Source organism: Sivoneniella epilithica UHCC 1019, assembly GCF_040830845.1.
Taxonomy (GTDB): Bacteria; Cyanobacteriota; Cyanobacteriia; order Leptolyngbyales; family Leptolyngbyaceae; genus ULC077BIN1.
In genome coordinates, this window is sequence record NZ_JBFPDP010000065.1 from 1 (window position 1) to 24021 (window position 24021).

Consider the following 24021-nt stretch of genomic DNA (forward strand, 5'->3'; position numbering starts at 1 on the left):
CCGACACCAACGCCTCCCCCGCCTGATAGGTGATGCCTGCCTGCTTAAACCGACGCAAGGCTTCCCCTAGGCGATCGTGTTGCGACCCAGTTGAAACACTTGGGCGGCTTCGCTCTTCTTCATGCCGTCCAATTGGATGGCATTGATCACCTTTTGTCGCAAGTCGTAACTGTACGCTTTTGCCATTGATGCACTCACTCTCCTAGGCTTAGGGATACCTCTCAGTCTATGTCCTAACTGTCCTGGCAATAGCTATACCAAAGTCGTATCCCAAAAAGTCAGCCAAAAAGTCAGCCAATTATTGAAAAAGTATTTGCCATGCTTGGGATAGGAACAAAAAACGCCCTCTTCCCACTCAAACGCTTTACTAAAAAATCATTATTTCCCTACAAGGAGCAACTATGTACGGCGCTTTTATCAATAGCATTGGTAAATTCTTACCTGGAAATTCCATTAGTAACCATGAAATGGAAGACTATCTTGGCTTGGTGAACGATCGCCCCTCGAAAGTAAAAAGTCGGATTCTTAAAAGTAATGGAATTCAACAGCGATATTACGCGCTAGATAAAAATCAAAAAACGACTTACTTGAACAGCCAAATGGCGGCTTATGCAGTACAAGATGCGCTGAAAAAACTAGATTTTCCTGCGAATGAAATCGATTTACTGTGTGCCGGAACGACCTGGGCAGATTTGCTAGTTCCAGGCTTTGCCAGTATGGTGCATGGCGAACTTCCTGAGTTTTCTCCAATTGAATTGAATACCAGTATGGGCGTTTGTTGTGCTGGAGTTGGCTCATTAAAGTATGCCGCTTCGCAAATAAAGTTGGGAGAAAAAAGAAACGCGATCGCGGTTGCCTCTGAACTTCCCTCTCGCCTATTTAAAAACACAAACTTTGAAGCAGAAACCGACATTCAAGCTGGAAAATCTTTAGGGTTTGACAGTGAGTTTTTACGCTGGATGCTCTCCGATGGAGCCGGAGCTTTCCTCGTTCAAAATCATCCGAATCCAACTGGAATTAGCCTCAAAATAGAATGGATCGAAATGGTTTCTCATGCCAATGCTTACCCCGTTTGTATGTATGCCGGAACCGATAATGAAGCAGCACAAAAAAGCTGGACAGATTATTCCTCCTATACCGAAGCAACTCAAGCAGGGGTAATTAATCTGCGACAAAATATTCGCCTGCTGGATAACGTCGTCAAACTAGGCGTAGAAGGTTGGCTGAAACTGATTGAATTGGGACGAGTTAAACCAGATGATATCGACTGGCTGCTGTGTCACTATTCTTCTCACTTTTTCAAAGGACAAATCGTGGAGCTTTTAGATAAAGCAGGCTGCATGATCCCGGAAGAAAAGTGGTTTACCAATCTATACACTCGTGGAAATACAGGCTGCGCTTCCATTTATCTGATGCTGGAAGAACTATTCCACTCTGGCAACCTCAAAGTGGGACAAAAAATCTTTTGTTTTATTCCCGAAAGCGGCAGGTTCACGACGGCGTATATGTTGCTAACGGTGGTTGAAGCAGGGAATAGGGAACAGGGGATAGGGAATAGGGAAGTCATGGGAGAAGATGAGGAGATCGCCAATCGTCAATCGTCAATCGTCATATCTCCTACGGAGACGCTACGCGAACGTCAATTGCCCCTCGCCACTGAGACCGCTTCTGCATATTTATTGCGGCAACTTGCCTTAGTGTGGTTGGAGTTTGAACGTAAGTTGCGATCGCTGCCGATGTTACGCCGACTGCACCGAGGGGAATTCACGCTGGAGGATTATAAAGCGCTGCTGCGAAACTTGCGCCCTCAAGTGGTGGAAGGTGCCCGGTGGATTGCCCGCGCTGCCTCTAACATGAGCGATTTTCGGTTGCGGTCTACCTTTATTGGACATGCTCAAGATGAACACCGCGATTTTCAAATGTTGGAGCGAAATTACGTGTCTGTGGGTGGCGACTTGCAAGAGATTGTGAATGCAGAAAAGAACTTGGGCAGTGAGGCACTCTCCGCATTTATTTTCCATCAAGCCTCGCGGGAAAACCCAGTAGATTTGATTGGCAGCATGTTTATTATTGAAGGATTGGGGAATAATTTAGCGGCAAAATGGGCAGCGCAAATTAAGCAAACCCTAAACTTAAAAGATGAGCAGGTCTCGTTTTTGGCATATCACGGCGCAAACGATGAAGCCCACATTGGCAAGCTGAATGACATTTTGAATGCGGAGTGGATGACGATGGAAATTGCTCAGCGGATTGTGAAAACGGCACAGGTAACGGCACGACTTTACCTAATGCAACTGGAAGAAATTCGATGATTAGGACTAGGGTGCATTCAGGGTCGCAGGTAAAAGCGATCCTACTATTTCTGAACGATGAATCTTTTCACTTAATTTACATCACGTTATGACAATGACTGACCTCGAACAAACTGCAATTCTGCCTGTAGCTGAGCCTCTCCTTGATGCTCCAGTTTACACACCAGAACCTCGCGATCGCCAAAATCCTAACGCTTGGGATGCATTGTATTTAGATACTGCTATTCCCGTTGATCCAGTCGCTAAAGCTCACATGATTCAAGATTTAAGAAGCTGGACACGAGCCTATTTACTGCTACCGATCAAGCTAGTTGCTAATGTGTTATTGGCGTTAATCATGACAGTGAAACGGCTGTTACCCTTTCAGTTCAGCAATTATGTAGTGATGCATCGTTCCGCTGCCTGGTTTCTTAAGCACTTCGTTTCGCCAGAAGCGTGCTATCTGATTGTGAGACATATTTGTTTAGGATCGAACATCGTTAATTTCTTGATTGAAAATGGACCTGATCCAACAATTGAATCATCGAAGCTTTATCCACGCACAGTAGAGGACTTAGCTGAGAATGCCTTTTTAGAACACGATATAATTCTGTATAACTTCGTACTGGACTATAGTAAAGCCAAGCGAGAAAATCCTGGTTGGCTGCAACAAGTTCATCAAACAGGATTGAGCTATGAAAGCATTCAGCCTATTACTTTGAACATTGATTTGACTCATCGAAACTGGTTAAAAGTATTAGATTTGGAATCGGCGATCGAGCTTTTTAAAGTGTTCTATTCACTTTGCTTAACCAGCGACGAATTTGAACGGGCAGTGCTATCACTGGAGTTTGATGAAAACTTTGGTTGCTACATTAGCCAACTCACTGGCGACTATAACTGGAATCATGTGATTGCCAATCGTAGCCCTTTAGCACCGGATAGTTCTTTTGGTTCAGCACGACGCTTGTTGCTGCATGGCATCATCACAGAATATCTACATCACTACTTGGAACTGCGAAAATTAGCACGATCGCAGTCGAGTCATCAACAAGACAATTTCATCAATGGCGGATCGCACGGTATCGGTTGAAGGGCTGGAATAGTTAGCGAGAATGCTAAACGCGATCGCGGGATAACTCGGCGGCGTGAGATAACCCGATAGGCTAGTGACTCCAGAAATCGTTCCCGTTTTTGCTTGCAGTCTCCCTTGGGCAGCAGTGCCGCGAAAGCGATTTTTTAGCGTGCCGCTGACTCCTGCAACCGGAAGAGAAGCCCGAAATACCTGAGCATTGGGCGATCGCGCCATCCCTTGCAGAGTTTTAGTCAATGCCTCAGCGCTAGCACGGTTATTACTCGCCAATCCCGATCCATCCACCATGGTGTATTGTGTCGGCGGCACACCCACGGCAAACAAGATCGGTTTAATCGCCGTAATGCCGCTAGCTCTTGCATCCAGGTTGTCTGGGGTTTGCACTCTACCTACGGTTTTGAGCAGCGTTTCAGCATAGATATTGTTGCTTTCCTGGTTCGTTTCTTTCAGCAAAATTGTCAAGGTGGGCGACTCTAATGAAGCCAGTTCGACTTCCCCAGCAGGTGCAGGAGTTGCTTTCACCACGGTAGCTTGCGCCACTGTAATTCTTGCTTGGGTCAAAGCATTGCGAAACTTTTGAAGTAGATAATTACCTGGATTAGAGATCGATGTGGCGACGGGTTCTGAGGCAGAGCCAGCGCGGAGTTGTCCTTTGATGTTGATGATCGGTTGCGTGCGATCGCGCGCTACATCAAGCGATTCTCCTTGCCCAGCAGAAACCGTAATCGATTGATTGTTCAAACGCCAATCGGGTGTATCCGTCGGGTCATCCCACTGCACCCGCAACCGTTGACCCACAGTTTGAGGAAACAGCGTTAGCCCAATCCCATTTTGGTTCAACATCAGACTATTCACCGGTGCGCCAAAGCCTTGCAGCGTATCCTCTAAGTCCCAATTAGGGTTTGTGGCAGCGCCCCGAAAGTAGGTGTCATCTCCCACCAGCAGAGCAACCTGACGGATTCCTCGTTGGCTCAATCGCTGTGCCAGCAGGTTCAGGTGCGAGGTTTTTAAGCTAGGGTCACCTCGACCGATGATCCGTAAAGTTGCCAAAGATGAGTTCGTGCTGTTACCAGTCACCGAGGTGCGAATCCGGTAGGTTGCCCCTAATTTTTGCAACGCGGCGGCAGTAGTAAATAATTTATTGTTGGAAGCAGGAGCCAGCAACGTCGTGGCGTTCCGGGCATACAGGGTTTTTCGGGTTGTGGGCGGACTCAGGGTTTGCACCTGAATGCCCCAGCGCACGTTGGGCAGGCGATTGATCACCCGGTTGATATCAATGGGCAGCCGAGAGGCACACACTGAGGAAGTTGTAAGCGGCTGAGTAGGAACTACTACGTTTGCTGATTTTGGAGGAGATTGAGCGATCGCAGGAACAGGCGACAACACTAAGATCCATACCCCTGATAAAACCCTTGTTAAAACTATATTTTTGATCACGCGATCGCCTTTAACCTTATAGTTCTCATCTGCTTGCTATTAGCTATCGCCTTTATTCATCTCTTGTTCAAGAACTTCCTTAACAAATTCAGGAATTTTTTTATAATTCAATAGCTTGATTTTTCAATTTCTCATAAATTTCAACATCATCTCCTCTCCATATCAAATCTATTCTCCTAATTTGCTGCATTGCAATATGGTTATAGTTCTCTGGATAAGCCCAGTAGCATGATAAGCAAATAGATTTATCTTTCAGCTTTCTCCAATTTTCGCAGTGTTCACACGACCAAGATTTAGCTCGATTGGCCGAGCTACAAAGTAGCATAAAACTTTCAGCCTCCATTTCTGGTTCGCCATCTACTTCAAAAGGAACACGATGATCAATTTGCAATTCACGTTCATTCATCTCCTCAAGATAGATAAAACATTTACAGCCATGTTGCTTAACCAACGTGCTCTTTAACTGCTTGGATAAAACTGTTCTGCCAGATAATCTAGAAAATCTAGCTTTGCTAATATCTCCAAATCTGTAAGCTGCTATTTTTCTTCCATCTTTGCCTGTTACCCGAAAGGTTTGCAAAGGGATGCCGTTTTCTCGAACATCTCTTGCGGCTCTCGGAGGATGATTATAGCCATAGGTTTCTTTCAATTCTTCTGTTGTGATAAAACCATACTGCAATATGTGGTTAATAACAGCTTTGGGTCTTTTGGCAGTTACTAACTGACAAAGTTGTATAAACTCATCGGGTAATTGAGAACTGTCCATGCCGTTCCAAAAGCGTGAGTTGTTTGTTTATTGTGTTGTGGTAGCAGTCAAACTTTAACTTAGAGTCGCAAAATAAGTTTGATGATAAGTATAAGGATTCAGTGGTTATCTCATCTTTACCCAGCAGGGTCGCTTGGGATGATCTTCCTACTTCCAGTTCTATTTTTTTAAGATTCAGTTGTATAGGTAATTCATTGCCAAAGATTTTATCGCCCCGTTTGCCGTCGTAACTAATTGCAAACCCTATTCCTGTTTGGTTTAGCTTTTCAAGAGATAGAACAAAATCATCAAAACTAATTCCAGAATAATATCTTGAATCTCTATCGCCACATACGCCTTGATAAGGAGGGTCCATATAAACAAAATCGCTGATTTTAACTTCAGCTAAAACATCTCTATAGTCCAAACTTGTGAAATAACATTTTCCTTTTAACAATCTAGAAACACCATTAATATTTTTTCGCATTTTCTCAGGCTGCGTTCCCTTGCGTCTTTTATCAGGGCTTTGATTAAAGAATCCATCAGAATTGTATCTTACAGCCCCTTTGACGCATCGAGCCAATAAATAAAGAAAGAGCTTTGGATCATGGGTTTTGTTAAACTTCTCTCTAATTTGATAGTAGTGACCTACAGAATCACTATGTTGTTCGTTCCATATTGATGCATAAGCATCTGATATTTCATTTGGCTCTTCAGCAATGAGTTTTATCAAACTAAGCAATGGCTGATTTAGATCATTAATCCAAAATTGCTGAGAAATTAGCCTAGAAGAAACAGCAACGCTAATTGCAGCAGTTCCCGCAAATGGCTCAACTAGTCTGTCTAGCTTATTGGGCAAGTATTTAAGAATATTTGAAGCGAGATTTCTCTTACTGCCTTGATACTGAATTGCATGTGGAAGAGATGCCATCTTACCTAGAGAACAAATGATCTAAACAAGATTATCACAAGTGTGAAAGTGGCTAGCCAGAATTTTTGATAAAAATAAATTCGTAAAGTGGCTGTCCTACTGAGCTAGACGAGCCTTGCTTACCCAGATCAGTAGGATACCTTGATAAAAGTCTAAGCTTTGGTGCCGCATTCAGGGCAAAAACGGTTTGTGGACAGGATCTTTGTACCGCAACTGCTGCAATGAACCACTTGCGGCGTTTTTTCGAGGTGCTTATGATCGGGCAAGCCGACCATTTGGGCATTGTTTTTCCCGGCTGGCACCATGGGATAACAGTTTTCATCCCGCTTCACCCGCACATCCATCAACACGGGACCTGGATGCGCCAACAGTTCAGAGATCGCGCCCTTAAGTTCATCCCGCGATCGCACAATCATTCCCTTAATGCCAAAGGCTTCTGCCAGCTTGACAAAATCGGGCATACTACCCTGCATATTGGATTGAGAATAGCGCTCGTCGTAGAATGCCTCTTGCCACTGGCGCACCATGCCCTGCCAACCATTGTTGATGATGATCGTTTTCGCTGCAATGCCGTATTGCGCTAACGTTCCCAGTTCTTGCAGGTTCATCTGAAAACTGGCATCACCACTGATACAGATCACTTCTTCGTCCGGCAATGCCACCTTAGCACCCATCGCCGCCGGCATTCCAAAGCCCATAGTGCCTAGTCCCGCGCTAGAAATCCAGCGACGCGGACTGTTTTTGAGAAACTGGGCTGCCCACATTTGATGCTGTCCAACATCGGTGGTGTAGTAAGCATGGGGTGCCTGGGTTGCCACTTCCACAATTACTTCTTGCGGAGACAGGCTATCAGCATAATGAGGCACAACTAAAGGGTAATCTTCACGCCAGCGATCGATGCGGTTCAGCCATGCTCGATTGCGATCGCTCTCAAACTGATCGCCGTCTTCCTTGCTCCGACGCAGCATATCTATCACAACGTTGCGGACATCTCCCACAATGGGCACATCCGGGGCGCGGTTTTTGCCCACTTCTGCCGGGTCAATGTCAATATGAATCACCTTAGCGCGCGAGGCAAACTCATCTAGCTTACCCGTCACCCGATCATCAAACCGGGCACCCACCGCAATCAGCAAGTCGCATTCCATCACGGCAAAGTTGGCATAAGCGGTGCCATGCATTCCCAACATGCCGACCGACAGAGGGTGGTGTTCATCAAAGGCACCCAAACCCATTAAGGTAGTCGTGACAGGCAAGTTAAACAATTCGGCTAACTGCTGAATTTCGGCATAGGCGTTAGACGCGATCGCGCCCCCGCCCACATACAGCAACGGTTGCTTTGACTGGCGAATCAGGCGTAGGGCATTGGCAATCTGATTCGGATGCCCCTTCACGGTTGGGCGGTAACCCGGCAGTTTGACAGAACCCGCTTCCACAGGCACATAGTCAAATTCTTCTGCACCTACATCTTTCGGAATGTCTACCAAAACTGGACCCGGACGACCCGTACTAGCGATATAAAACGCTTCGGCGATCGTCTGCGCCATGGCTCTCGGATCGCGCACCACATACGAGTGTTTCACGATCGGTAGCGTGATGCCGTAAATGTCGGTTTCCTGAAAGGCATCCGTGCCGATCGCGGGTCGAGGCACCTGCCCGGTAATAAACACCATGGGAATCGAATCCATGTGAGCAGTGGCAATTCCGGTGACTAAGTTCGTGGCACCCGGACCAGAAGTCGCAAAACACACGCCCACTCTGCCAGTCGCACGGGCATATCCATCCGCAGCATGGGCAGCGCCCTGTTCGTGCCGCGCTAGAATATGCCGAAGTTCTCCACGGGCTTCAAAGCGGTAGAGTTCATCATAAATCGGCAGAATGGCACCGCCGGGATAGCCAAAAAGATCAGTGACACCATGGCGCTTTAAGCTATCCATTAAGGCGTAAGCGCCCGTTACCCGTTGAACCGCGACACGTTGAAGTTGCACAGGAGTATCCTCGTCAGTCGTCAGATGTTTTTTGTATCGAATGCTGCATTAATGCTTGAAATTCAGTCTAGAGCGAATTCCGATCCCTGACGAGAAAATCTCAGTCAAAATCGAACCCATAAGCTCTAGAATGGCGATTTGATAAGCAATTAGCTAGATAGTCTCTGATTTTAACATCAGCTTCCGATGACATTTGAAGAGATTGTAACGAAAGTTTGTTTTCCCGTCGCTCATAACTTAGACATTCCCCTAGATATTAAAACAACCTTGATTTCTAGAATAGAAACATCAAAGGCGTTGCTGAATCTAGATATGAAATTCGTAGGGGCAATCCCTTGTGGTTGCCCTTATCCCAGCAAGGGTAGGCACAAGGCGCTACCCCTACCCATGAAAATCATGTCTGCATTCAGCAATGCCACATCAAACAGCTTTCGTATTTCATACTCCGAACTCCGAACTCAAAACTCAAAACTCCATTTCATGCTTCCAACTTCTAACCCGATCGCGCCCCGTTTATCCTTCGAGCAACGGCTAGATGCATCCCATCTCACCCGCCCAATGAAATGGCTGTGGGCGCTGTCTGCGGGTTTAATTCTTCTAGATGGCTTCGATTTTTTTATTATTGGCGTGGCATTGCCCTTTTTGCAGCAAGACTTTGGATTGGGGACGGCGGAAGTGGGCGCGATCGCCGTGGCAGCTTTGGCGGGGTCACTGGTGGGGGCGTTGATTTTGGGACCCATCACCGATCGCGTCGGGCGGCAGCGAATGCTCGTTGTCGATGTCATCCTGTTTTTGGTTGCAACCTTGGGAACGGTGGTTGCCTGGAATGTCGCCTCTTTGGTAGTTTTCCGGTTTTTGGTCGGCGTGGCGATCGGGGCTGACTATCCCATCAGCGTTGCCTATATCACTGAAAATGTGCCAACTCGATTACGCGGTCGCATGGTGATTGGCGCATTTACCTTTCAGGCGGTGGGGGCACTGTTGGGCGCATTAACCGGGTTGGTCGTGATCTATGGGTTTCAAGTGGTGTATCCCGATCCAGTCCAGCCCGCGATCGCCGATGCATGGCGCTGGATGCTGGGAGTGGGTTTGATATTGGCGATCGCGGTTGGCATTCTGCGGTTTAGTTTTTTGCTTGAAAGCCCCAGCTATCACTTGGCGCGAGGCGAATATGATGCCGCTTCCAAAGCTGCTTCGATTTTGTTAGAAGAGGCGATCGCCCTCACGCCCGAAACCGATCCACCCAACCCAACTTCTAACCTGAACTTCGGTGATTTGTTTTCACCCGCCTATCGCCGCAATACTTTACTAGCATCCATTCCCTGGTTTCTGCAAGACATCGCCACCTATGGCATTGGCATCTTTACCCCGGTGATTTTGGCAGCATTGGCATTCACTGCCGAAGATACCCTTTTAGCTCAGCAATTTGCTGCGGCTCAGGGTTCCGCGATCGTCGATTTATTTCTCGTGGTAGGGTTTGTGCTAGCCGTGCTGTTGATCGATCGCCTGGGTCGCATTCCACTACAAATTTTTGGCTTTTTGGGAATGGCGATCGGCTTAGCCATTTTAGCGATCGCGAGTCTGCTTCAATTGCCCTCAGCGTGGAATTTAGCGATAGTATTCAGCGGATTTTTTATTTATAACTTGATGATGAATATGGGACCCAATTCCACAACCTTCTTGCTTTCTGGCGAAGTGTTTCCCCCATCTATTCGAGCCAGTGGTGCAGGATTTGCAGGCGCGATCGCCAAAGCAGGCGCAATTTTGGGCACATTTATACTACCGTTTATTAGAGACACGGGCGGCGAGACAACCTTGCTATTCATGCTGATGCTAGTCTGCGTATTAGCAGCCGGAATGACCTATCTACTTAGAGTTGAGGTTTTAAGAAGGTCAAATCCTCCCCAGACAGATCATCCCTGATGAGTTAAAAAGATAGTAAGGCATGAGTAGAATAACTGCTACTTAAGATAGAAAAACTAATGGATTAAATAGTTTATGCTCAATGGTGAATTAATTCTGCGTTGAGTTGGATATTGGATATTCAGCGTTGAATTAATCATTAGATTTTGCTGCTATTGGATAAAAAAATGTTCTTAAAAAATAAGAAAGATGGAACGCTGATTAAAGTTTTAGATGCTGAAGCTGTAATTAACCCGATGCAGCCAACTATTTCGGGCAGAATTCAGAATGGAGAAGAAGAACAAGATCCTGAAGATTTTGACAAAAATAGCCTAACGTTTCCATCGAATGAAAATTTGCCCCAATGTTGGATAGACCCAAATTATCAAAGCTCTTTATGAAATATCTGCTTCTGCGGATGAATGAGCAAGTCTATCGGTAGCTATCGATTGATGGCTATAAGATTGCAAGACTCACTGAGATTGTAAGACTGATGCGGTTTACAATATTCCACTAATAGTACTGATTATTCGATTTAAATAAGCTAGCTTTTACACGAAAGGAAATTAGCTAAAAAGATATTTAATCCAGCTTTTCGAGAAAAATATGCTTGCAAATCAGGTTTGTACAGGGAATATTTTAGTAGTTGACGACTCTGCTGATAACCGATTTTTAGTGCAAACAACATTGGAATATGGTGGGTATGAAGTTGCTTTAGCAGAAAATGGCAAGATCGCGTTGGAGAAGATTGATCAACTTTTGCCAGACTTAATTTTGCTCGATGTAATGATGCCCGGAATGGATGGCTACGAAGTAACTCAACGAATTCGTCAGAATACTGCTCTCCCTTATATTCCGATTTTGCTGATTACAGCCGATGAGCGCTCTAGCGTAGTCAAAGGGTTAGATATAGGAGCCGATGATTTCATCCGTAAACCTGTGGATGTAGATGAGCTTCTAGCGCGAGTGCGATCGCTACTTCGGTTGAAACATAGCCTTGATGAACAAGAACAAATGGTGCGGCAGCAAGAAGATTTTGTCATGCGATTAACTCACGACTTACGTACTCCTCTGGTTGCCGCAGATAGAATGCTGGGATTATTCCAACAAGAAGCCCTCGGTAAGTTATCAGAAGACATGGGTGAAGCCGTTGGCAGCATGATTAAGAGCAACAGTAATCTACTGCAAATGGTTAATACCTTGCTGGAGGTCTATCGTCATGAGGCGGGTTCTAAAACGCTTACTTTTGTGCCGTGTAATTTGCGGGAAATTGTCGATGAAGTGATTCATGAATTGTTGCCTTTAGCCACAGAACGAGGGTTGTCGCTAATTTCCGAAATAGAAAACGGGGCTGAGCTTGACAAGAGTCACAGGCAATCGGTAACAGTCATGGGCGATCGCATGGAGTTACGTCGAGTTTTGACTAACCTGGTTGGCAACGCGATTAAATTCACTGATGCAGGATGGGTCAAGGTTCGTTTGGTTGAGCCGTTGACGATGAATACTTCGTCAGTTGTGATTGAAGTGAGTGATAGTGGGACTGGAATTGCGTTGGAGGAGCAGAAAACATTATTCGAGCGTTTTCGTCAGGGAAAACATAAGCGATCCGGCAGCGGTTTAGGATTGTATTTATCCCATCGAATTATTGAGTCCCATCGAGGAAGCATTCGGCTTCAATCTGAACCTGGAAAAGGCAGTGCATTTACGATTTCTTTACCCGCGATCGCAGAATAGGTTGCAACAAAATTATTGTTCGATATTTAACTAAGATTAAGCCTATGTCATTAGCGATCGATTCAATTCACGAAATCAAGTCACTGCTCTGATTTTTTATTACTAAAATCCTTATGAAACGCATTTTAATTGTTGACGATATCGTTGATAATTCTGATCTCCTTCAAACCTTTTTAGAAGGGGAAGGGTATCAAACTGATGTTGCAAATTGTGGTGCGATCGCCCTAGAAAAAATTGCGGAAGAGTCTCCAGACTTGGTGTTATTAGATGTGATGATGCCTGGAATGAGTGGGTATGAAGTGGTTGAGCAGATTCGCCAACATTTGAAATTATCAATGCCAATCATGCTGGTCACAGGGAATGATCAGCACACTCTCATAGGCGAGGTTCGTGTGGAAGCTGAAGACTTTATTCGGAAACCCATCGATTTCGATCACTTATTAAACCGAATTCAGATATTGCTCAACTAAGAGACGCAATTTGAGAATCTAAATTGTTTGTTAGAACCATTTTTTGCGGTAAAACTACTGTGAAAGTAGACCCAATATCAACTTGGGAAGTGAGATAGATTTTTCCTTGTAGTAACTCCACCAACTGAGCCACAATTGTTAATCCTAAACCCGTACTATCCGGTAAAGGAGATTGATGAGGGGAGGTGACTCGATAGAAAGGCTCAAAAATTTGGGCTTGTTCTTCTATAGGAATGCCGATACCCGTATCGGTAACTGCAACTTCCCAAGTGTCGCTATCAATGAATCGACACGCCAACGTAATGCTGCCTGTTTCGGTATAGCGAATCGCATTACTCAACAAATTAATGAGAACCTGCTTCAGCCGAAATGAATCGGTCAGAACCTGCTGAGGAGCGCGATCGCAATCCTGTACAAATTTCAAGCCACGAGCATCCACTAACGGGTGAACCACTTCCACCACGGCTTGAATGATCTCTTCCACGGAAACGGTGACTGGGTGAGCCTGCATTTTATTAGCATCCGATCTTGCTAATTCAAGCGCATCATTAATTAAATGCAACAGTTGCCGACCATTTCGCAACACTCGCTCAATATGGCTAATGTTTGGCGCTGTATCTCTGACTTCGGTCTGGCGCTGCTGCCGTAGAAATAGTTCAGCGTAGCCAATGATAGAGTTCAGAGGAGTTTTCAACTCATGGGCTAAGACAGATAGATGTTGTTGATTGGCTCGAACCAACCGATTCAGTTCTTGCACAGTCAATGTCAGTTGACTTTGAAGCTGTTCTAACTCTCGTAACCGCTCTTGCACATAGCTTTTGAAGCATTGGGCGATCGCTGCATCGATCACCGCAGACACCATCGACATTGCCGAAAATACTTCTGGGGTGGTTGCCTGAATCAACTCATCTTGTAAGTTCGCCAAGATAGTCGTTCGCAGTAAATGATATTCACGCACAATCTCCGTCGGGTCGAAACCTTGTTCTGCTCGCAAGGCTCCATGGATAAAACTCGCCTTGGCGATCGTTTCAACATCATTGGTTTGGTCTTGCGCTAACACTGTGACCAAGGCTTCCAGCACATGCGGAATATGATCGCGAATGGCATTGCGAGACAGATCATCGGTGCTAACGATTTGGCGATCGCGCACAACCGCCTCGATCCATTGAGCCTCAATTGCTTTTGATTTCTCAGTCAGCAGCTTACTAAAATCTTTCATGAACAAAAAATCTAGTTCATAACCCCAACTTAATCAGTCTAATAGGTTTGCACTGGAAATGAGTTAAAACTGCGAAATCCAAAGAAGTGAAGACTGCGATCGCCCAGTAGCGGGCAGAAGATAGCGTAATTGCAATTCAAGGCGCGATCGTTGTGGCACAAGGTTTAAACGATCCAGCCCCATTTCAGTGTGTACTTTAACAACTCCCGCACAAATTCTCCACCTGTCAATTTTTCATTGATTTAACAAATCCTTGTAGGGGCTTAGCATTCGGCAGTCTGTCTCCGATTGAGTCGCAAGGTGTTTGCCCGAATGCCAAGCCCTTACGGAAGATGCCGCTCTGTGAAGGTATTACAGAGACAGACATAGAAGCAGGGATTTCAGGTTTTTGGCTCGTCCAAACATCGACGCAATTCTGTAATCACATTCTCGGCTGATTGGGGTCGAAACTTGCCTGCTCGAAAATCAGCTAAGCTCAGTTGGGCATCCGCAGCCATTTCCGCACGGCGGCTTTCGTGATGCCGATTTTGCAAAATCTTAATCAGCATTTCCTGCTGGTCATAGGACAGTTGCAAAGCAGTTTCTAGCACTTGATCAAGAGTATTCATGATGGAATTGGGCTATTAACCATACAACTATCCTACCGATATCCTACCGATAAACTTTTGGCTGTGACAGAGATGCAACTCACGATACTTGTCACCTTTTACTCTCCACTTCTTACTTCTAGCTGTTTTGGCATGTAGAAGCTGGCGATCATGCCAAACATCAGCCACCAAAGAGTGTTGACTTCAGGGCGATACAGCACCGTATCGACTAAGCCGTGAGCAATCATGCCAAAGAGGGACGCGATCGCGGCAATCAGCCACAAGCCATCGCGATCGCCCACTTGACGCAACCGCTGAAGGGCATTCCAGCCTTGGTTTATGGTCACCAACAGCAGCCATACGAAGCAAGTGAATCCAATGATTCCGGCTTCCAAAATCACTTCTAGCAAAATAGAATAAGCGCTCAGGGCAGAATAACGCGCTTTCATGTAGAGCGGATAAATTTTGTTGAAGGCAACGTTGCCGGGACCAATCCCCAAAATGGGATGATCTTTGATCATTTCAATCACTGACATCCACACATTGATCCGGAAGTTATTGCTGCTGTCCCCCCGTCCGGCAAACATGCTGCCCACGCGATCGCGCAAGGGTTCTACCACAACCATCGCCAAAACGACTACACCAGCGGCAGTTCCTAACACAATGGGCAATGTCCATTTCCGCCAAAATCGCGGCAGATAAATACTCCACCAGTGCGCCAGCAGCAGCAGCAACACGCCAACAGCAACGACTATTCCAATCCAGCCGCCGCGACTAAAGGTGAGTGCTAGACATGTACTATTTACGATTACCATCACCGCAGCTAGTGCTTTTTGCATCCAGCTTTGCCAAACAAACACCGCCGCCACGCTAAACGCGATCGCTGGAATCAGATATCCTGCTAGCAAATTGGGGTTGCCCAGATAGCTGTATACCCGCGTTGTTTTGGAAAGCGGCGATGTGGGATCGACCCAGGTTGCCAAGGCTGTCGTGCCCAAAAACCATTGCTGCAAGCCGTAAACACTGACTGCCAAAGCTGCTAGCAAGTAGACCGTAATCACCCAAGCGCGAATTCGGGGCGATCGCAAGACCCGCGCCACCAATGCAAAAAACAGCAAATAGAGCGTGAGTTTTTGCCAACCCACAAACGCCGCCTTTTTCACGGGAGACATTGCCGTTGCGATCGATACGGCTGACCAATAGAGCAACACCATCAGGTGAATTGGCGTAGCAAGAGGAGTGCGACGTTCGCGTAGCGTCTCCAAAGGAGTTGGGGCAAGGGCTAAACCATTCTCTAACTGCCTACTTTCTTGCCCATCTTCCGAGAGCGTCAATAGAATCCAGTAGGCTCCACAGGCAGCTAAAAGCACAGCCACTAGCTCATTGTTAACAAACGGAGCCAGCGCAAATACCAGCATTACTAGCGCACCGCCGATCTCATCTGCCCATTGCGTCAACCGACTTCCCCGCCGCCACCGCCGCAGCGGACCGACGAGATAGTGGACATAGCTAGCGTTAAGCCATTGCTGGAGAGGCAAGGTAGAAAGCGTCAGGGTTTGCCAAACGGAGTTCATAGGGCACTTGCGATCGCGTGAAAGGATTCCTGGTTATTGTACATGCCGATTGCGATCGTAACTTTAGATTCAGATCCTCAGCCCTCCTAAAAAAATATAGATAACTAAAAATAGAAATCATCGTGAATAAATTCGGGAATCTGGGAAATCTAAACTTAGCTTTCAAATTCTGCTGTTATGTGAATTGCTTGCACAAAAACTGCTTGCATTCTTGTTAATTTTCAATCCACTTACTTTCAAACTTCTGAAAAAACTATGGGACTTTTTGACAAAATCTTCAACGTTCAGAACAAAACTCAAGAATCGCTCAGCCCAGCCGAAGCTTTTGGCTCATTGATGCTAGCTGCGATCGCGTCAGATGGTTACCTATCTGACGAAGAACTCAACGGACTGATTACCAGCCTTAATCGAATGCAAATGTACAAAAGTTTTCCGGCAGATGTGATGAGACGAATGTTTGATAAATTGTTTGGTATTCTCAGACGTGACGGGGCAGAAGCTCTGTTTATAGGAGCCAAAGACTCACTCCCCTTTGAACTAAGAGAATCAGCCTTTGCCGTCGCAACCGATCTAATCCTGTCAGATGGTGTCGTGACAGAGCAAGAACAGCAGTTTCTCAATCAGCTTTATCAAGCTTTAGAAATTGCAGATGAAACTGCTACGAAAATTGTAGAAGTCATGATGATTAAGAACCGAGGTTAATCGAACACAGTGACGCGATGTACGATTTTCCCAATCCCTCTCACGCTAAATCCCCGAGAGTATCCCAGTCTTGCAAGACTTATTTTGAGAATTGCCCATTGAGGTAAGCAGTACGCTGGAGAAGCACCTGCGGAACATTGTCCTTTTTCCATTGCGCTCCTGCTAGCTTCATGGGTTGCCCAACCTGTTTGACCGTTAAGCTTGAATTCTCCTGGAAAAACGCACTCAAACAGCATTGGTGCAGATTCACAGCTTTGTAATCTCGCCATTCACTCGGCTCTCCTTGCGGGGTTCGCAGTCGCACTTTGCCTCCATCCACACTCATCTCTTCAACGGGTTGTACCACCTGCGGTCAATCAAAGGTTTGACGATGCACTAACCGCTGCTGGGTGCTGTGAGAAATCGCCACCCTGGTCAAGACTTGAATATCTTCAGCCGCCCGCTTATAGGACTCATTCGCACTCAACAACAAGCAACACTTTTCCAGATAGGGACTCCATTGGGTGTAGGCTTTGACATCCAGTTTTTGAGCTTGTTTCTCACTCACACTCAATTGTCCAATGATGCTGCCGATGGCGCGTTTGCGTCCGCTTGTCGTGCTACTACTTGTTGCAATAAAAAATTACCAATTTCTGGACTCACATGCTCAAGCCTATGCTCTCGCACCGCCACTTCAATTCCTGCTAATGTTTTGACTTGTTCCGGGTCAGTTTCTTCGTACCATAGAGCGGCGATGGCTTAAGCGTAGGCTTGAATTTGGGCTTTCTTGGCGCTGTCCATACGTCTCCTGCGGTAGAGGTCAATTGCTCAAGGTTTAGCGCTGGTTCAGAAAAACAAACCTAAGCACTTATACTCATCACAAAGGTGGGATACACTCTTAAAGAAGTGTGTTAAATTTCTTTCAACAACTGAAGCCAGCTTAATTTGCTTTTGTCGATGGGTGTGATTGGCAGAGCAAAGCGGAGGAACCACTTTTTGGGGCGAACTGATGAAAAGTTTTGAATTTTGAGTTTTGAATTGAGATGAATAGAAATATCTATTCAATTCATTGCTCAAGCTTAGAACTTTTCCTAGAGGGCATCTCTCAGCCCTAGTCCGTCAGCTAACTCCGTCAGCATTGAGAGAGGACTGAACAGTCAGCATTTTTACAAAATGTTTTGGCTTGCCAGTGTCTCTTGCCCGTACTGCTCAGTTTTTTGTACCTGCTTGTGATACTGGGGTGCCTAAGTGTTGCTAATCAATTTGGCAGCGGTTTTGTCGCGATCGCGGTGTGAATCGACCATTGAGCGCCCATCATTACACGTTTAACAATTTATTTTAACCAGGGAAAAGCGCTATGGAAAGCTGGCAAGCGATCGCAGCATTGATGATTTTTTGCTGTGTAATTGGACTGGTGATGACGGAGTGGCTGCATCTCACGATCGCCGCGATGTTGGGAGCATTGCTGTTGGTGTTTTTGAATATTTTGACCCTAGATGAAGCGATCGGCTATATCGCCAAAAGCCATACTACGCTCGGTCTATTTTTTGGCGTGATGGTCATGGTTCGGGCGTTTCAACCCACCCAAGTATTTGACTATTTAGCAACTCAAATGGTGCTGCTGGCAAAAGGAAAAGGCAATCGCTTGCTGCTAGGCATTGTGGCAATTACTACGCCGATTTGCGCGGTGCTGCCAAATGCCACTACAGTCATGTTGCTAGCCCCCTTGATTCCGCCGCTCGCCGCAGAAATTGGCGTTGATTTTGTGCCGCTGCTGATTTTGATGGTGTTTGTGGCAAACAGTGCAGGATTGCTTACCTTGGTCGGCGATCCGGCAACCTTTATTGTCGGCACTTCAATCAATATGAGCTTTACCGATTATTTGCAAAAGTTGAGTTTGGGGGGCGCGATCGCGGTCGTCGTCGTCGTGGCAACATTGCCGTTTTTGTTCAAAAAAATCTGGCGGACTGAGCTTGCTAGCCTGGATAACCTGCCTCGTCCCGAAATCAATCATCCGCGAATGCTGCTAATCGGATCGATGATTGTGCTGCTGGTGCTGGTTTTCTTTGTGATTGGGGAAAGTCTGCCCATACCTGTCTCTCCAGCAACGGTGGCGCTGTTGGGTGCAGCGCTTTGTCTAATGCTTGCTCACCAGAGCAAAATCGACTCCATCAACAACATTTTGCGGGATGTGGATTGGAGTACGCTGCTGTTTTTTATGAGTATTTTTGTTTTGATTGGCGGCTTACAAAAAACTGGCGTTGTCAGCAGTGGCTCGATCGCCCTGGCGTTTCTATTAGGCAAAAATGTAGCGCTGGGATCTATTGTTCTTTTGTTTGCGGTCGGCTTATTGTCTAGCGTGGTGCCCAACATTCCCCTGGTGGTGGCAATGGTGCCCCTGCTGAAGGAATATATTGTGAATGCCGGATTTGTGGGCAAGGAAATTCTGGCTCCTGGATTTGAGGGTCAGTTGCCACCAGAAGTATTGCCGCTGTTCTACGCCATGATGTATGGGGCGACTTTGGGCGGCAACGGCACACTGGTGGGCGCATCTTCTAACATCGTCGCCGCAGGAATTTCCGAGCAGCACGGTAAGCCGATTTCGTTTCAGCGCTTCCTCTACTACGGACTACCGACTATGGGGTTACAACTGGCGGTGCTGGCGGTATATGTCAGCATTGCCTTTTTGCGAGGATAAAGGGTGCGATTGAAAGTATTAGTAAACCGCGATCGCTCTCACCAACAGCCGAAACTCACCGGGCTGAAAATTGGGATTCAGCGCTCCGTTATATTCAAACTTGCTCAGCATTAGCTGGAGCGATCGAATTCGTGCGGTATTCAATGCCTTAGCATCGGCAACGGTTTTAGCCCGAAACACTGGAGCCATCAGGTTAAACGGAATTCGCACCTCGATCCACTGATTGGGTACGGTGTCAAAGGAATAGGTGTAAGCAAGGCTATCCCAAGAATCCTCGTCGCGCACCAAAAACTTGTAGCGTTGCCCGTCGCCCTTCAGCCGTAGCTCAATGCCCGTATGCCCGGTCAGGTTGAGCGGCGGATCAAAATTGCGGGTGCGAACGGAGGCAAAACCACCGGAATTTTCAGTGGAGACGTTGCCCGTAAACAAGGCGGCGCTGTCCTGCATTTGAAAGGAACTAGCGCTAACTCCGCCCATGACCACATCATCCAACGCGCCCCACACTTGATTGAGCGTGGAGGATGGCTGGCTGAAATCGAAAATTAGCCCTGCTTGAGGCTGGGGCGGCGGCGGTGGAGACGAGCCAAAAACCATATGTTGCAGCCAACTAACGACAGGAATAGTCTCGAAAAAAGAGAGGGTTTGCAGGAAGCGCCCCACATCCCAGGATTTACGTTCTGGTTGAGCCATAAAGCAGGATTTGGATGAGAGAGCCTGAAAAGGGCGATCGCCCTTCCTTGAAAATAACACTTCTCATTTTTAGCGATCGCGATCGGTTTTGCGACAAATACGCATCACCCCAACCCGATCAGGTTGCAAATGATACTAACTCTCCTACGGATTGCGATCTGATCAAAATATAGTACAATTGTACTCAATTAATCCTGGCTGAATTGGGTGTGCCCAATGCATGGAGGCAAATAGATGGAGGCAAAAACCATGGATCGCCGTAATCGTAGTGGTGTCAAATATATGCTGGCTGGCGGTTCTGTTCTTGCGGCGTTGGGCTTGCTGGTAGATCCACAAGGGTTGTTGCCTAAAACATCTGCCAAAGATAGTTGTCAACAAGTGATTCGCGAAACGGCGGTGCTGTCTCGTGAACAGCTAACTCAGATGCTGAGTGTACCAGAACGCGCCAATAAACAGGCAATTCGCCAAGTGATGCAGTTGCCCTATTGCCGCCTTTCAACGATTCAACCCCGCGCAGGCATAACGGCAGAGCGAGAAGCGTATCCCCTCGCTTTTGATCCCAAAACATGGCTGGTTGTTTTGTATGAGGGCGATGAATATGCCGGATATTCCTTCAGTTTTCGGTACTAACCTCGTCGTTAATTTTGTCGCTGGGCGATCGCAAATGGGGTTCGCACAACAAACAGGATTGCTGCTAGCGCTATTGATGTTGGTGATGGTAGGTGCCTGCGATCGCCCAGATCCCTCTAACCCAACGATTAACCTGAAGCTCTATCAAAATTGGCAGCTACAACCCGGCGACAAAATTGCGGGATATGAGGTTATCGCTGGACTCGGAGATATTTCCATTGAGCTAAACGGCAAATCTGTTTATGCGCCGTTTGATGGGCAAACCCAACAAGATCAGCGCCACTGCCTGATTTTTTCTAGCCCTAGTGTGCCTGCCTATCTGTTTCGACTGTGCGGCATTTCTAACCCTCGGCTGGGTCGCTGCAACCAGGGAGACTCACTAGGAAGCGGCACCGTTCTCCATTTCGCGACATTGCGAAAACAGCCCGATGGCACTTGGGCGATCGTTGAACCCAGTAAACCTATGATCGAGCGGATTTTGACCAAATCATGAAAAACAAAACCTTGGAAAAACACCTGTTACTGGCTGCCTGGTCTCTGGTAGCGGCGATCACCACTTGCCCAACTGCGATCGCAGCTGAAACGCCAGTAGAACTAGCCGCCGACCAAAATCCGGTTACTCTTCCAGAGACAGTGGCACAATTGCCAATAGATACCATTACCGTCGAAACAAGTCCCCTGCCTGTGGACGTTGCCAGCAGGATGCCTGTGACAGAATTACCAGCCGTAGAATCGCAAGGAGTCACAGAATCGCCAGAAGTAGCGGTAACAGAAGTGGCAGTCACCGGGGCGGAATCCTCTGGCGCGCTCAACTTTAATCCCCCCTCTGTAAATCCTGTAGCCGCAGGCAAAGAAGCACCCGATCCTCAAATAGCAGACTCTACGCCCACAGAAATTGTCGAAACGACTCCTTCTCAAGTTGCTCCAAATCCTCAAGTGACTGCCGAAGCCGCTGCTAGTCCTAGTGGCGAGAAACTATTTCAAGGCGGATCAGAGTCGCTAGTTGCCCGAACCGTAGGAGCCGCCGAGGGAACACGGGCTGCCGATGGGGGCAAAACAAGTTTGTATGAAGGACACAGCGATCCAGGCAATGGCGTTTGGAACCGGGGCACTTTTTCCTATCAGTTTGGCAATGAAGAAAACTTGACGGCAGATGAAGCCGATCGCCGCCAACTCGCAAAAATTCAGCGGATTCATGACTCGGTGCTACTCCCCAAAGCCGCCGAAAAAGGCATCGCGCCGCTGACTCTAGCTGAAGAGATTAACGGGATTGATTTAATCAATCAGGCTCCCCTTGCGGTGACTGAAGCAGGCGGCTATGTGGAGCGATTAGCCGAAGCCAAAAAGAAGGGCTTGTCTGGTGACGAGGCAATTTTGGATGCGCGAGTTTGGGCATTTTGGGATGCGGGCAAAGGGGGTTGGGATGCGCCCGGTCTCCGTGCTTACGATGATATGGGCAAAGAAGCCAGCATTCGCCATGATCAAGATCGACGTATGGGTATGATCAATCAGGCATTGGAAGCCTATCAACAGCAGCATGGTGCGATTGCTGACACTATTCCTAGTTCTGCTCAGCCGAACCAGTTGAGCCAGACTGAAATCACCGAAGTAACGCCATCCTCGTGAATGCTTCAGTCAATCGATGCAACACTAGAAGCCATCCGCTGCAATTCGTGAAACGTTAGCGAAGCTTTCCAAGTGACTGTTATGCATGGGTCGGTTGGAGTGACTTCTGCGATCGCACTTAGCCCTTATCACTAGGAACGCGGAAACACGTACTTAATTTCACTCAGCTACTGACGAACAGGCTGCTTGCCACTCATTTTTTGGCGTTGCTAAATGCAAGTATGATTTTTGACTGTAGGGGTAGGTCTTGTGCCTACCCTGTAGGAGATGGAGGGCAACCATAAGGGATTGTCCCTACAAATTTCATCCCCAGATTTAGCAATGCCCATTTTTTAGTATCCTTGCGTAAAACTACTGCCCCTTTACAGATTAGTAAATAGAACATCAAAGATCATCTTCAAGTTGCTCTCATCCCCTGATTCAACCTGATGATCAATGGTTTTTAATTCGGCTAGCCCAGTTGAGGCTCATTGCCCTACTACTTGTGTGAAAGGGAAGTTATGACTGCTCAAACTGCTTTTCAGCAAATTATTGTTCAATTGCAAACTATCAATTTGCATCTGCGCTGCTTGCAACGGCAACTTGCATTGAGTTCCACCTCAATTCGACTACAAATTCGTCAGCTTCATCTCATCCAACATCAACTTGAAGTCGTAGGGAAAATGGTATTTCTGCTGTTTGGCAGAGCCGGAAATTCTTCCACTCACCGGGCATATTTAACCCTGACTGAGCTTTTGCAGCAAGCGGATCAGATGACAACGTCTCTGTTGATGTTGACTGAGGAGTCTGCCATTGATCCGATTGGGGTTCAAAGTTGCTTACAAGAGGACGTAATTGTTTCCGATCAACTGCAACAACGCATTGCTACCTTAGCTGCAACTGGACTGGTTTGCTCTACTTGACCTACTCATTTAGCAACTTATAACAATTTAAGGAGACAGTTTCATGATTCAAAAACTCGCGATCGCGCTTAGTGCAACGCTTACCGGACTCGTATCCATCGGCATGGTGCAACCCGCGTCGGCAGCCTCTTTGCACAACGGCTGGAACTATGCGATCGACTCGTTCACAGATGGATACGGCAGCGGCACAATCGGACAAAATAGCGCCTACGAAATGTATGGCATTGCCACAACGCAGCGCAATAATCGACTCTACATCGCCTTAAATGGCAATATGCCCATCACAGGAGCATCTAGTAGTGGTGCATTGGATGGCAACATCGGTTGGGGCGATTTGTTGATTAACTTTACTCGCAGCAGCTTAAGTCAAGCAAACGGCAACCTGTTTGGAATTCGCTTTGCTGCCACCAACAATTCTGGGGTTCCCAGCCTTGGGGTATACAGTAACGTTACGGCTCAGAGTGTCACTGCAAGCAACAGCGGCTTCACTACTTTGAATGCCTACAATGCGGCGGTTCAGGCAGTCGGCGGCACTCCTACAATGGCAGATCTGTCGGCAACTGATCCTTACCTCAATCCATCGGGCGCAATTCTCAATTCGATCGCCTCGGGCACAAAAATCGGTGATATTCAAGCGCTGAGTTCGGCTGACTTGACCAGTTTGGGCTTAAATTTTGGTCATTTCAGCGCCACAGGTTCCCAAACGCTTGGCTTTAGCTTTGACCAATCCTTGTTACCCACAGGTAATACCAATTTAAATGGTGGTAACGACAGATAGTGCATCTAGGATGAAGGAGTATCCAGTCAGGGAAGCAATCACTTG

General features: G+C 46.9%; 22 protein-coding genes, 2 pseudogenes and 1 riboswitch. Of the genes and pseudogenes, 14 read left to right on the top strand and 10 right to left on the bottom strand.

The window, feature by feature from the left end; all coding sequences use genetic code 11:
* Positions 1-72: 72 nt before the first annotated feature.
* Positions 73-186 (bottom strand): annotated as a pseudogene (locus AB3R30_RS24200) (IS630 transposase-related protein); the annotation flags it as partial.
* Between the two features lie 215 nt (positions 187-401).
* Here AB3R30_RS24200 and AB3R30_RS24205 point away from each other — a divergent pair.
* On the top strand, positions 402-2312 hold the full coding sequence (locus AB3R30_RS24205) for a beta-ketoacyl-ACP synthase III (protein ID WP_458651777.1): 1911 nt from the start codon (positions 402-404) through the stop codon (positions 2310-2312).
* 88 nt (positions 2313-2400) lie between these two features.
* Positions 2401-3384 carry a DUF6999 family protein gene (locus tag AB3R30_RS24210; protein WP_458651778.1) on the top strand — a complete coding sequence of 328 codons (984 nt, stop codon included), beginning with the start codon at positions 2401-2403 and terminating at the stop codon, positions 3382-3384.
* Here the strand turns inward: AB3R30_RS24210 and dacB are convergent.
* The 4 genes from dacB to ilvB all read right to left on the bottom strand — a co-directional run bounded on the left by dacB (position 3316) and on the right by ilvB (position 8485).
* Positions 3316-4767 carry a D-alanyl-D-alanine carboxypeptidase/D-alanyl-D-alanine endopeptidase gene (dacB, locus tag AB3R30_RS24215; RefSeq protein WP_458651779.1) on the bottom strand — a complete coding sequence of 484 codons (1452 nt, stop codon included), beginning with the start codon at positions 4765-4767 and terminating at the stop codon, positions 3316-3318. The genes AB3R30_RS24210 and dacB overlap by 69 nt on opposite strands.
* Before the next feature lie 154 nt (positions 4768-4921).
* A complete protein-coding gene (locus AB3R30_RS24220; protein WP_458651780.1) occupies positions 4922-5587 on the bottom strand; it encodes an HNH endonuclease in 666 nt (221 codons plus the stop codon).
* Positions 5562-6497 (bottom strand): Dam family site-specific DNA-(adenine-N6)-methyltransferase, encoded by a 936-nt coding sequence (locus AB3R30_RS24225; protein ID WP_458651781.1) that lies wholly within the window; start codon positions 6495-6497, stop codon positions 5562-5564. The genes AB3R30_RS24220 and AB3R30_RS24225 overlap by 26 nt, the downstream gene beginning before the upstream one ends.
* Positions 6498-6649: 152 nt before the next feature.
* Positions 6650-8485, bottom strand: coding sequence for a biosynthetic-type acetolactate synthase large subunit (gene ilvB, locus AB3R30_RS24230; protein WP_458651782.1), 1836 nt, complete (start codon positions 8483-8485; stop codon positions 6650-6652).
* Positions 8486-8881: 396 nt separating this feature from the next.
* Between ilvB and AB3R30_RS24235 the strand changes: the two genes are divergently transcribed.
* The 4 genes from AB3R30_RS24235 (at position 8882) to AB3R30_RS24250 (ending at position 12591) form a co-directional block, all read left to right on the top strand.
* Positions 8882-10408 (top strand): MFS transporter, encoded by a 1527-nt coding sequence (locus AB3R30_RS24235; RefSeq protein WP_458651783.1) that lies wholly within the window; start codon positions 8882-8884, stop codon positions 10406-10408.
* A gap of 167 nt (positions 10409-10575) precedes the next feature.
* Positions 10576-10788 carry an acetyltransferase gene (locus AB3R30_RS24240; protein WP_458651784.1) on the top strand — a complete coding sequence of 71 codons (213 nt, stop codon included), beginning with the start codon at positions 10576-10578 and terminating at the stop codon, positions 10786-10788.
* 205 nt (positions 10789-10993) lie between these two features.
* Positions 10994-12121, top strand: coding sequence for a hybrid sensor histidine kinase/response regulator (locus AB3R30_RS24245; protein WP_458651785.1), 1128 nt, complete (start codon positions 10994-10996; stop codon positions 12119-12121).
* A 113-nt stretch (positions 12122-12234) separates the two neighbouring features.
* Positions 12235-12591, top strand: a complete 357-nt coding sequence (locus tag AB3R30_RS24250; RefSeq protein ID WP_458651786.1) for a response regulator transcription factor — start codon at positions 12235-12237, stop codon at positions 12589-12591.
* Here the strand turns inward: AB3R30_RS24250 and AB3R30_RS24255 are convergent.
* From AB3R30_RS24255 to AB3R30_RS24265, 3 genes are all read right to left on the bottom strand, one after another.
* Complete coding sequence (locus AB3R30_RS24255) at positions 12584-13810, bottom strand: ATP-binding protein (RefSeq protein ID WP_458651787.1); 1227 nt, start codon at positions 13808-13810, stop codon at positions 12584-12586. The genes AB3R30_RS24250 and AB3R30_RS24255 overlap by 8 nt on opposite strands.
* A gap of 380 nt (positions 13811-14190) precedes the next feature.
* Complete coding sequence (locus tag AB3R30_RS24260) at positions 14191-14418, bottom strand: hypothetical protein (protein WP_458651788.1); 228 nt, start codon at positions 14416-14418, stop codon at positions 14191-14193.
* A gap of 98 nt (positions 14419-14516) precedes the next feature.
* Entirely contained in the window at positions 14517-15971 is a 1455-nt protein-coding gene (locus tag AB3R30_RS24265; RefSeq protein ID WP_458651789.1) for an IctB family putative bicarbonate transporter, read from the bottom strand.
* Between the two features lie 255 nt (positions 15972-16226).
* On the opposite strand from AB3R30_RS24265, the gene AB3R30_RS24270 reads away from it, so the two are divergent.
* Entirely contained in the window at positions 16227-16673 is a 447-nt protein-coding gene (locus tag AB3R30_RS24270; protein WP_458651790.1) for a tellurite resistance TerB family protein, read from the top strand.
* A 79-nt stretch (positions 16674-16752) separates the two neighbouring features.
* On the opposite strand, the pseudogene AB3R30_RS24275 reads toward AB3R30_RS24270, so the two are convergent.
* Positions 16753-17408: pseudogene (locus AB3R30_RS24275) on the bottom strand (hypothetical protein).
* A 171-nt stretch (positions 17409-17579) separates the two neighbouring features.
* Positions 17580-17804: riboswitch (cyclic di-AMP (ydaO/yuaA leader) on the top strand.
* A 205-nt stretch (positions 17805-18009) separates the two neighbouring features.
* Here AB3R30_RS24275 and AB3R30_RS24280 point away from each other — a divergent pair.
* Positions 18010-19350 (top strand): ArsB/NhaD family transporter, encoded by a 1341-nt coding sequence (locus tag AB3R30_RS24280; RefSeq protein WP_458651791.1) that lies wholly within the window; start codon positions 18010-18012, stop codon positions 19348-19350.
* An 18-nt stretch (positions 19351-19368) separates the two neighbouring features.
* Here the strand turns inward: AB3R30_RS24280 and AB3R30_RS24285 are convergent, their stop codons facing one another.
* Complete coding sequence (locus AB3R30_RS24285) at positions 19369-20040, bottom strand: CIA30 family protein (RefSeq protein ID WP_458651792.1); 672 nt, start codon at positions 20038-20040, stop codon at positions 19369-19371.
* A gap of 14 nt (positions 20041-20054) precedes the next feature.
* On the opposite strand from AB3R30_RS24285, the gene AB3R30_RS24290 reads away from it, so the two are divergent.
* The 6 genes from AB3R30_RS24290 (at position 20055) to AB3R30_RS24315 (ending at position 23976) form a co-directional block, all read left to right on the top strand.
* Positions 20055-20213: a hypothetical protein gene (locus AB3R30_RS24290; RefSeq protein WP_458651793.1), complete on the top strand. Its 159-nt coding sequence runs from the start codon at positions 20055-20057 to the stop codon at positions 20211-20213.
* Positions 20214-20274: 61 nt separating this feature from the next.
* Positions 20275-20670, top strand: coding sequence for a hypothetical protein (locus AB3R30_RS24295; protein ID WP_458651794.1), 396 nt, complete (start codon positions 20275-20277; stop codon positions 20668-20670).
* On the top strand, positions 20633-21163 hold the full coding sequence (locus AB3R30_RS24300; protein ID WP_458651795.1) for a hypothetical protein: 531 nt from the start codon (positions 20633-20635) through the stop codon (positions 21161-21163). The genes AB3R30_RS24295 and AB3R30_RS24300 overlap by 38 nt, the downstream gene beginning before the upstream one ends.
* Positions 21160-22296, top strand: coding sequence for a hypothetical protein (locus AB3R30_RS24305; RefSeq protein ID WP_458651796.1), 1137 nt, complete (start codon positions 21160-21162; stop codon positions 22294-22296). The genes AB3R30_RS24300 and AB3R30_RS24305 overlap by 4 nt, the downstream gene beginning before the upstream one ends.
* Before the next feature lie 500 nt (positions 22297-22796).
* Complete coding sequence (locus AB3R30_RS24310) at positions 22797-23198, top strand: hypothetical protein (RefSeq protein WP_458651797.1); 402 nt, start codon at positions 22797-22799, stop codon at positions 23196-23198.
* Positions 23199-23241: 43 nt separating this feature from the next.
* Positions 23242-23976: an XDD3 family exosortase-dependent surface protein gene (locus AB3R30_RS24315; protein WP_458651798.1), complete on the top strand. Its 735-nt coding sequence runs from the start codon at positions 23242-23244 to the stop codon at positions 23974-23976.
* Positions 23977-24021 lie beyond the last annotated feature (45 nt).

What these genes read in the sequence shown, in the direction of transcription:
- AB3R30_RS24315 (WP_458651798.1), top strand. Translation starts at nt 23,242, where the DNA reads ATGATTCAAAAACTCGCGATCGCGCTTAGTGCAACGCTTACCGGACTC.
- AB3R30_RS24285 (WP_458651792.1), bottom strand. Translation starts at nt 20,040, where the DNA reads ATGGCTCAACCAGAACGTAAATCCTGGGATGTGGGGCGCTTCCTGCAA.
- AB3R30_RS24240 (WP_458651784.1), top strand. Translation starts at nt 10,576, where the DNA reads ATGTTCTTAAAAAATAAGAAAGATGGAACGCTGATTAAAGTTTTAGAT.
- AB3R30_RS24220 (WP_458651780.1), bottom strand. Translation starts at nt 5,587, where the DNA reads ATGGACAGTTCTCAATTACCCGATGAGTTTATACAACTTTGTCAGTTA.
- AB3R30_RS24245 (WP_458651785.1), top strand. Translation starts at nt 10,994, where the DNA reads ATGCTTGCAAATCAGGTTTGTACAGGGAATATTTTAGTAGTTGACGAC.
- AB3R30_RS24305 (WP_458651796.1), top strand. Translation starts at nt 21,160, where the DNA reads ATGAAAAACAAAACCTTGGAAAAACACCTGTTACTGGCTGCCTGGTCT.
- AB3R30_RS24210 (WP_458651778.1), top strand. Translation starts at nt 2,401, where the DNA reads ATGACAATGACTGACCTCGAACAAACTGCAATTCTGCCTGTAGCTGAG.
- AB3R30_RS24280 (WP_458651791.1), top strand. Translation starts at nt 18,010, where the DNA reads ATGGAAAGCTGGCAAGCGATCGCAGCATTGATGATTTTTTGCTGTGTA.
- AB3R30_RS24265 (WP_458651789.1), bottom strand. Translation starts at nt 15,971, where the DNA reads ATGAACTCCGTTTGGCAAACCCTGACGCTTTCTACCTTGCCTCTCCAG.
- AB3R30_RS24295 (WP_458651794.1), top strand. Translation starts at nt 20,275, where the DNA reads ATGGAGGCAAAAACCATGGATCGCCGTAATCGTAGTGGTGTCAAATAT.
- AB3R30_RS24235 (WP_458651783.1), top strand. Translation starts at nt 8,882, where the DNA reads ATGTCTGCATTCAGCAATGCCACATCAAACAGCTTTCGTATTTCATAC.
- AB3R30_RS24310 (WP_458651797.1), top strand. Translation starts at nt 22,797, where the DNA reads ATGACTGCTCAAACTGCTTTTCAGCAAATTATTGTTCAATTGCAAACT.
- AB3R30_RS24250 (WP_458651786.1), top strand. Translation starts at nt 12,235, where the DNA reads ATGAAACGCATTTTAATTGTTGACGATATCGTTGATAATTCTGATCTC.
- AB3R30_RS24290 (WP_458651793.1), top strand. Translation starts at nt 20,055, where the DNA reads ATGAGAGAGCCTGAAAAGGGCGATCGCCCTTCCTTGAAAATAACACTT.
- AB3R30_RS24270 (WP_458651790.1), top strand. Translation starts at nt 16,227, where the DNA reads ATGGGACTTTTTGACAAAATCTTCAACGTTCAGAACAAAACTCAAGAA.
- AB3R30_RS24255 (WP_458651787.1), bottom strand. Translation starts at nt 13,810, where the DNA reads ATGAAAGATTTTAGTAAGCTGCTGACTGAGAAATCAAAAGCAATTGAG.
- AB3R30_RS24300 (WP_458651795.1), top strand. Translation starts at nt 20,633, where the DNA reads ATGAATATGCCGGATATTCCTTCAGTTTTCGGTACTAACCTCGTCGTT.
- AB3R30_RS24260 (WP_458651788.1), bottom strand. Translation starts at nt 14,418, where the DNA reads ATGAATACTCTTGATCAAGTGCTAGAAACTGCTTTGCAACTGTCCTAT.
- AB3R30_RS24205 (WP_458651777.1), top strand. Translation starts at nt 402, where the DNA reads ATGTACGGCGCTTTTATCAATAGCATTGGTAAATTCTTACCTGGAAAT.
- AB3R30_RS24225 (WP_458651781.1), bottom strand. Translation starts at nt 6,497, where the DNA reads ATGGCATCTCTTCCACATGCAATTCAGTATCAAGGCAGTAAGAGAAAT.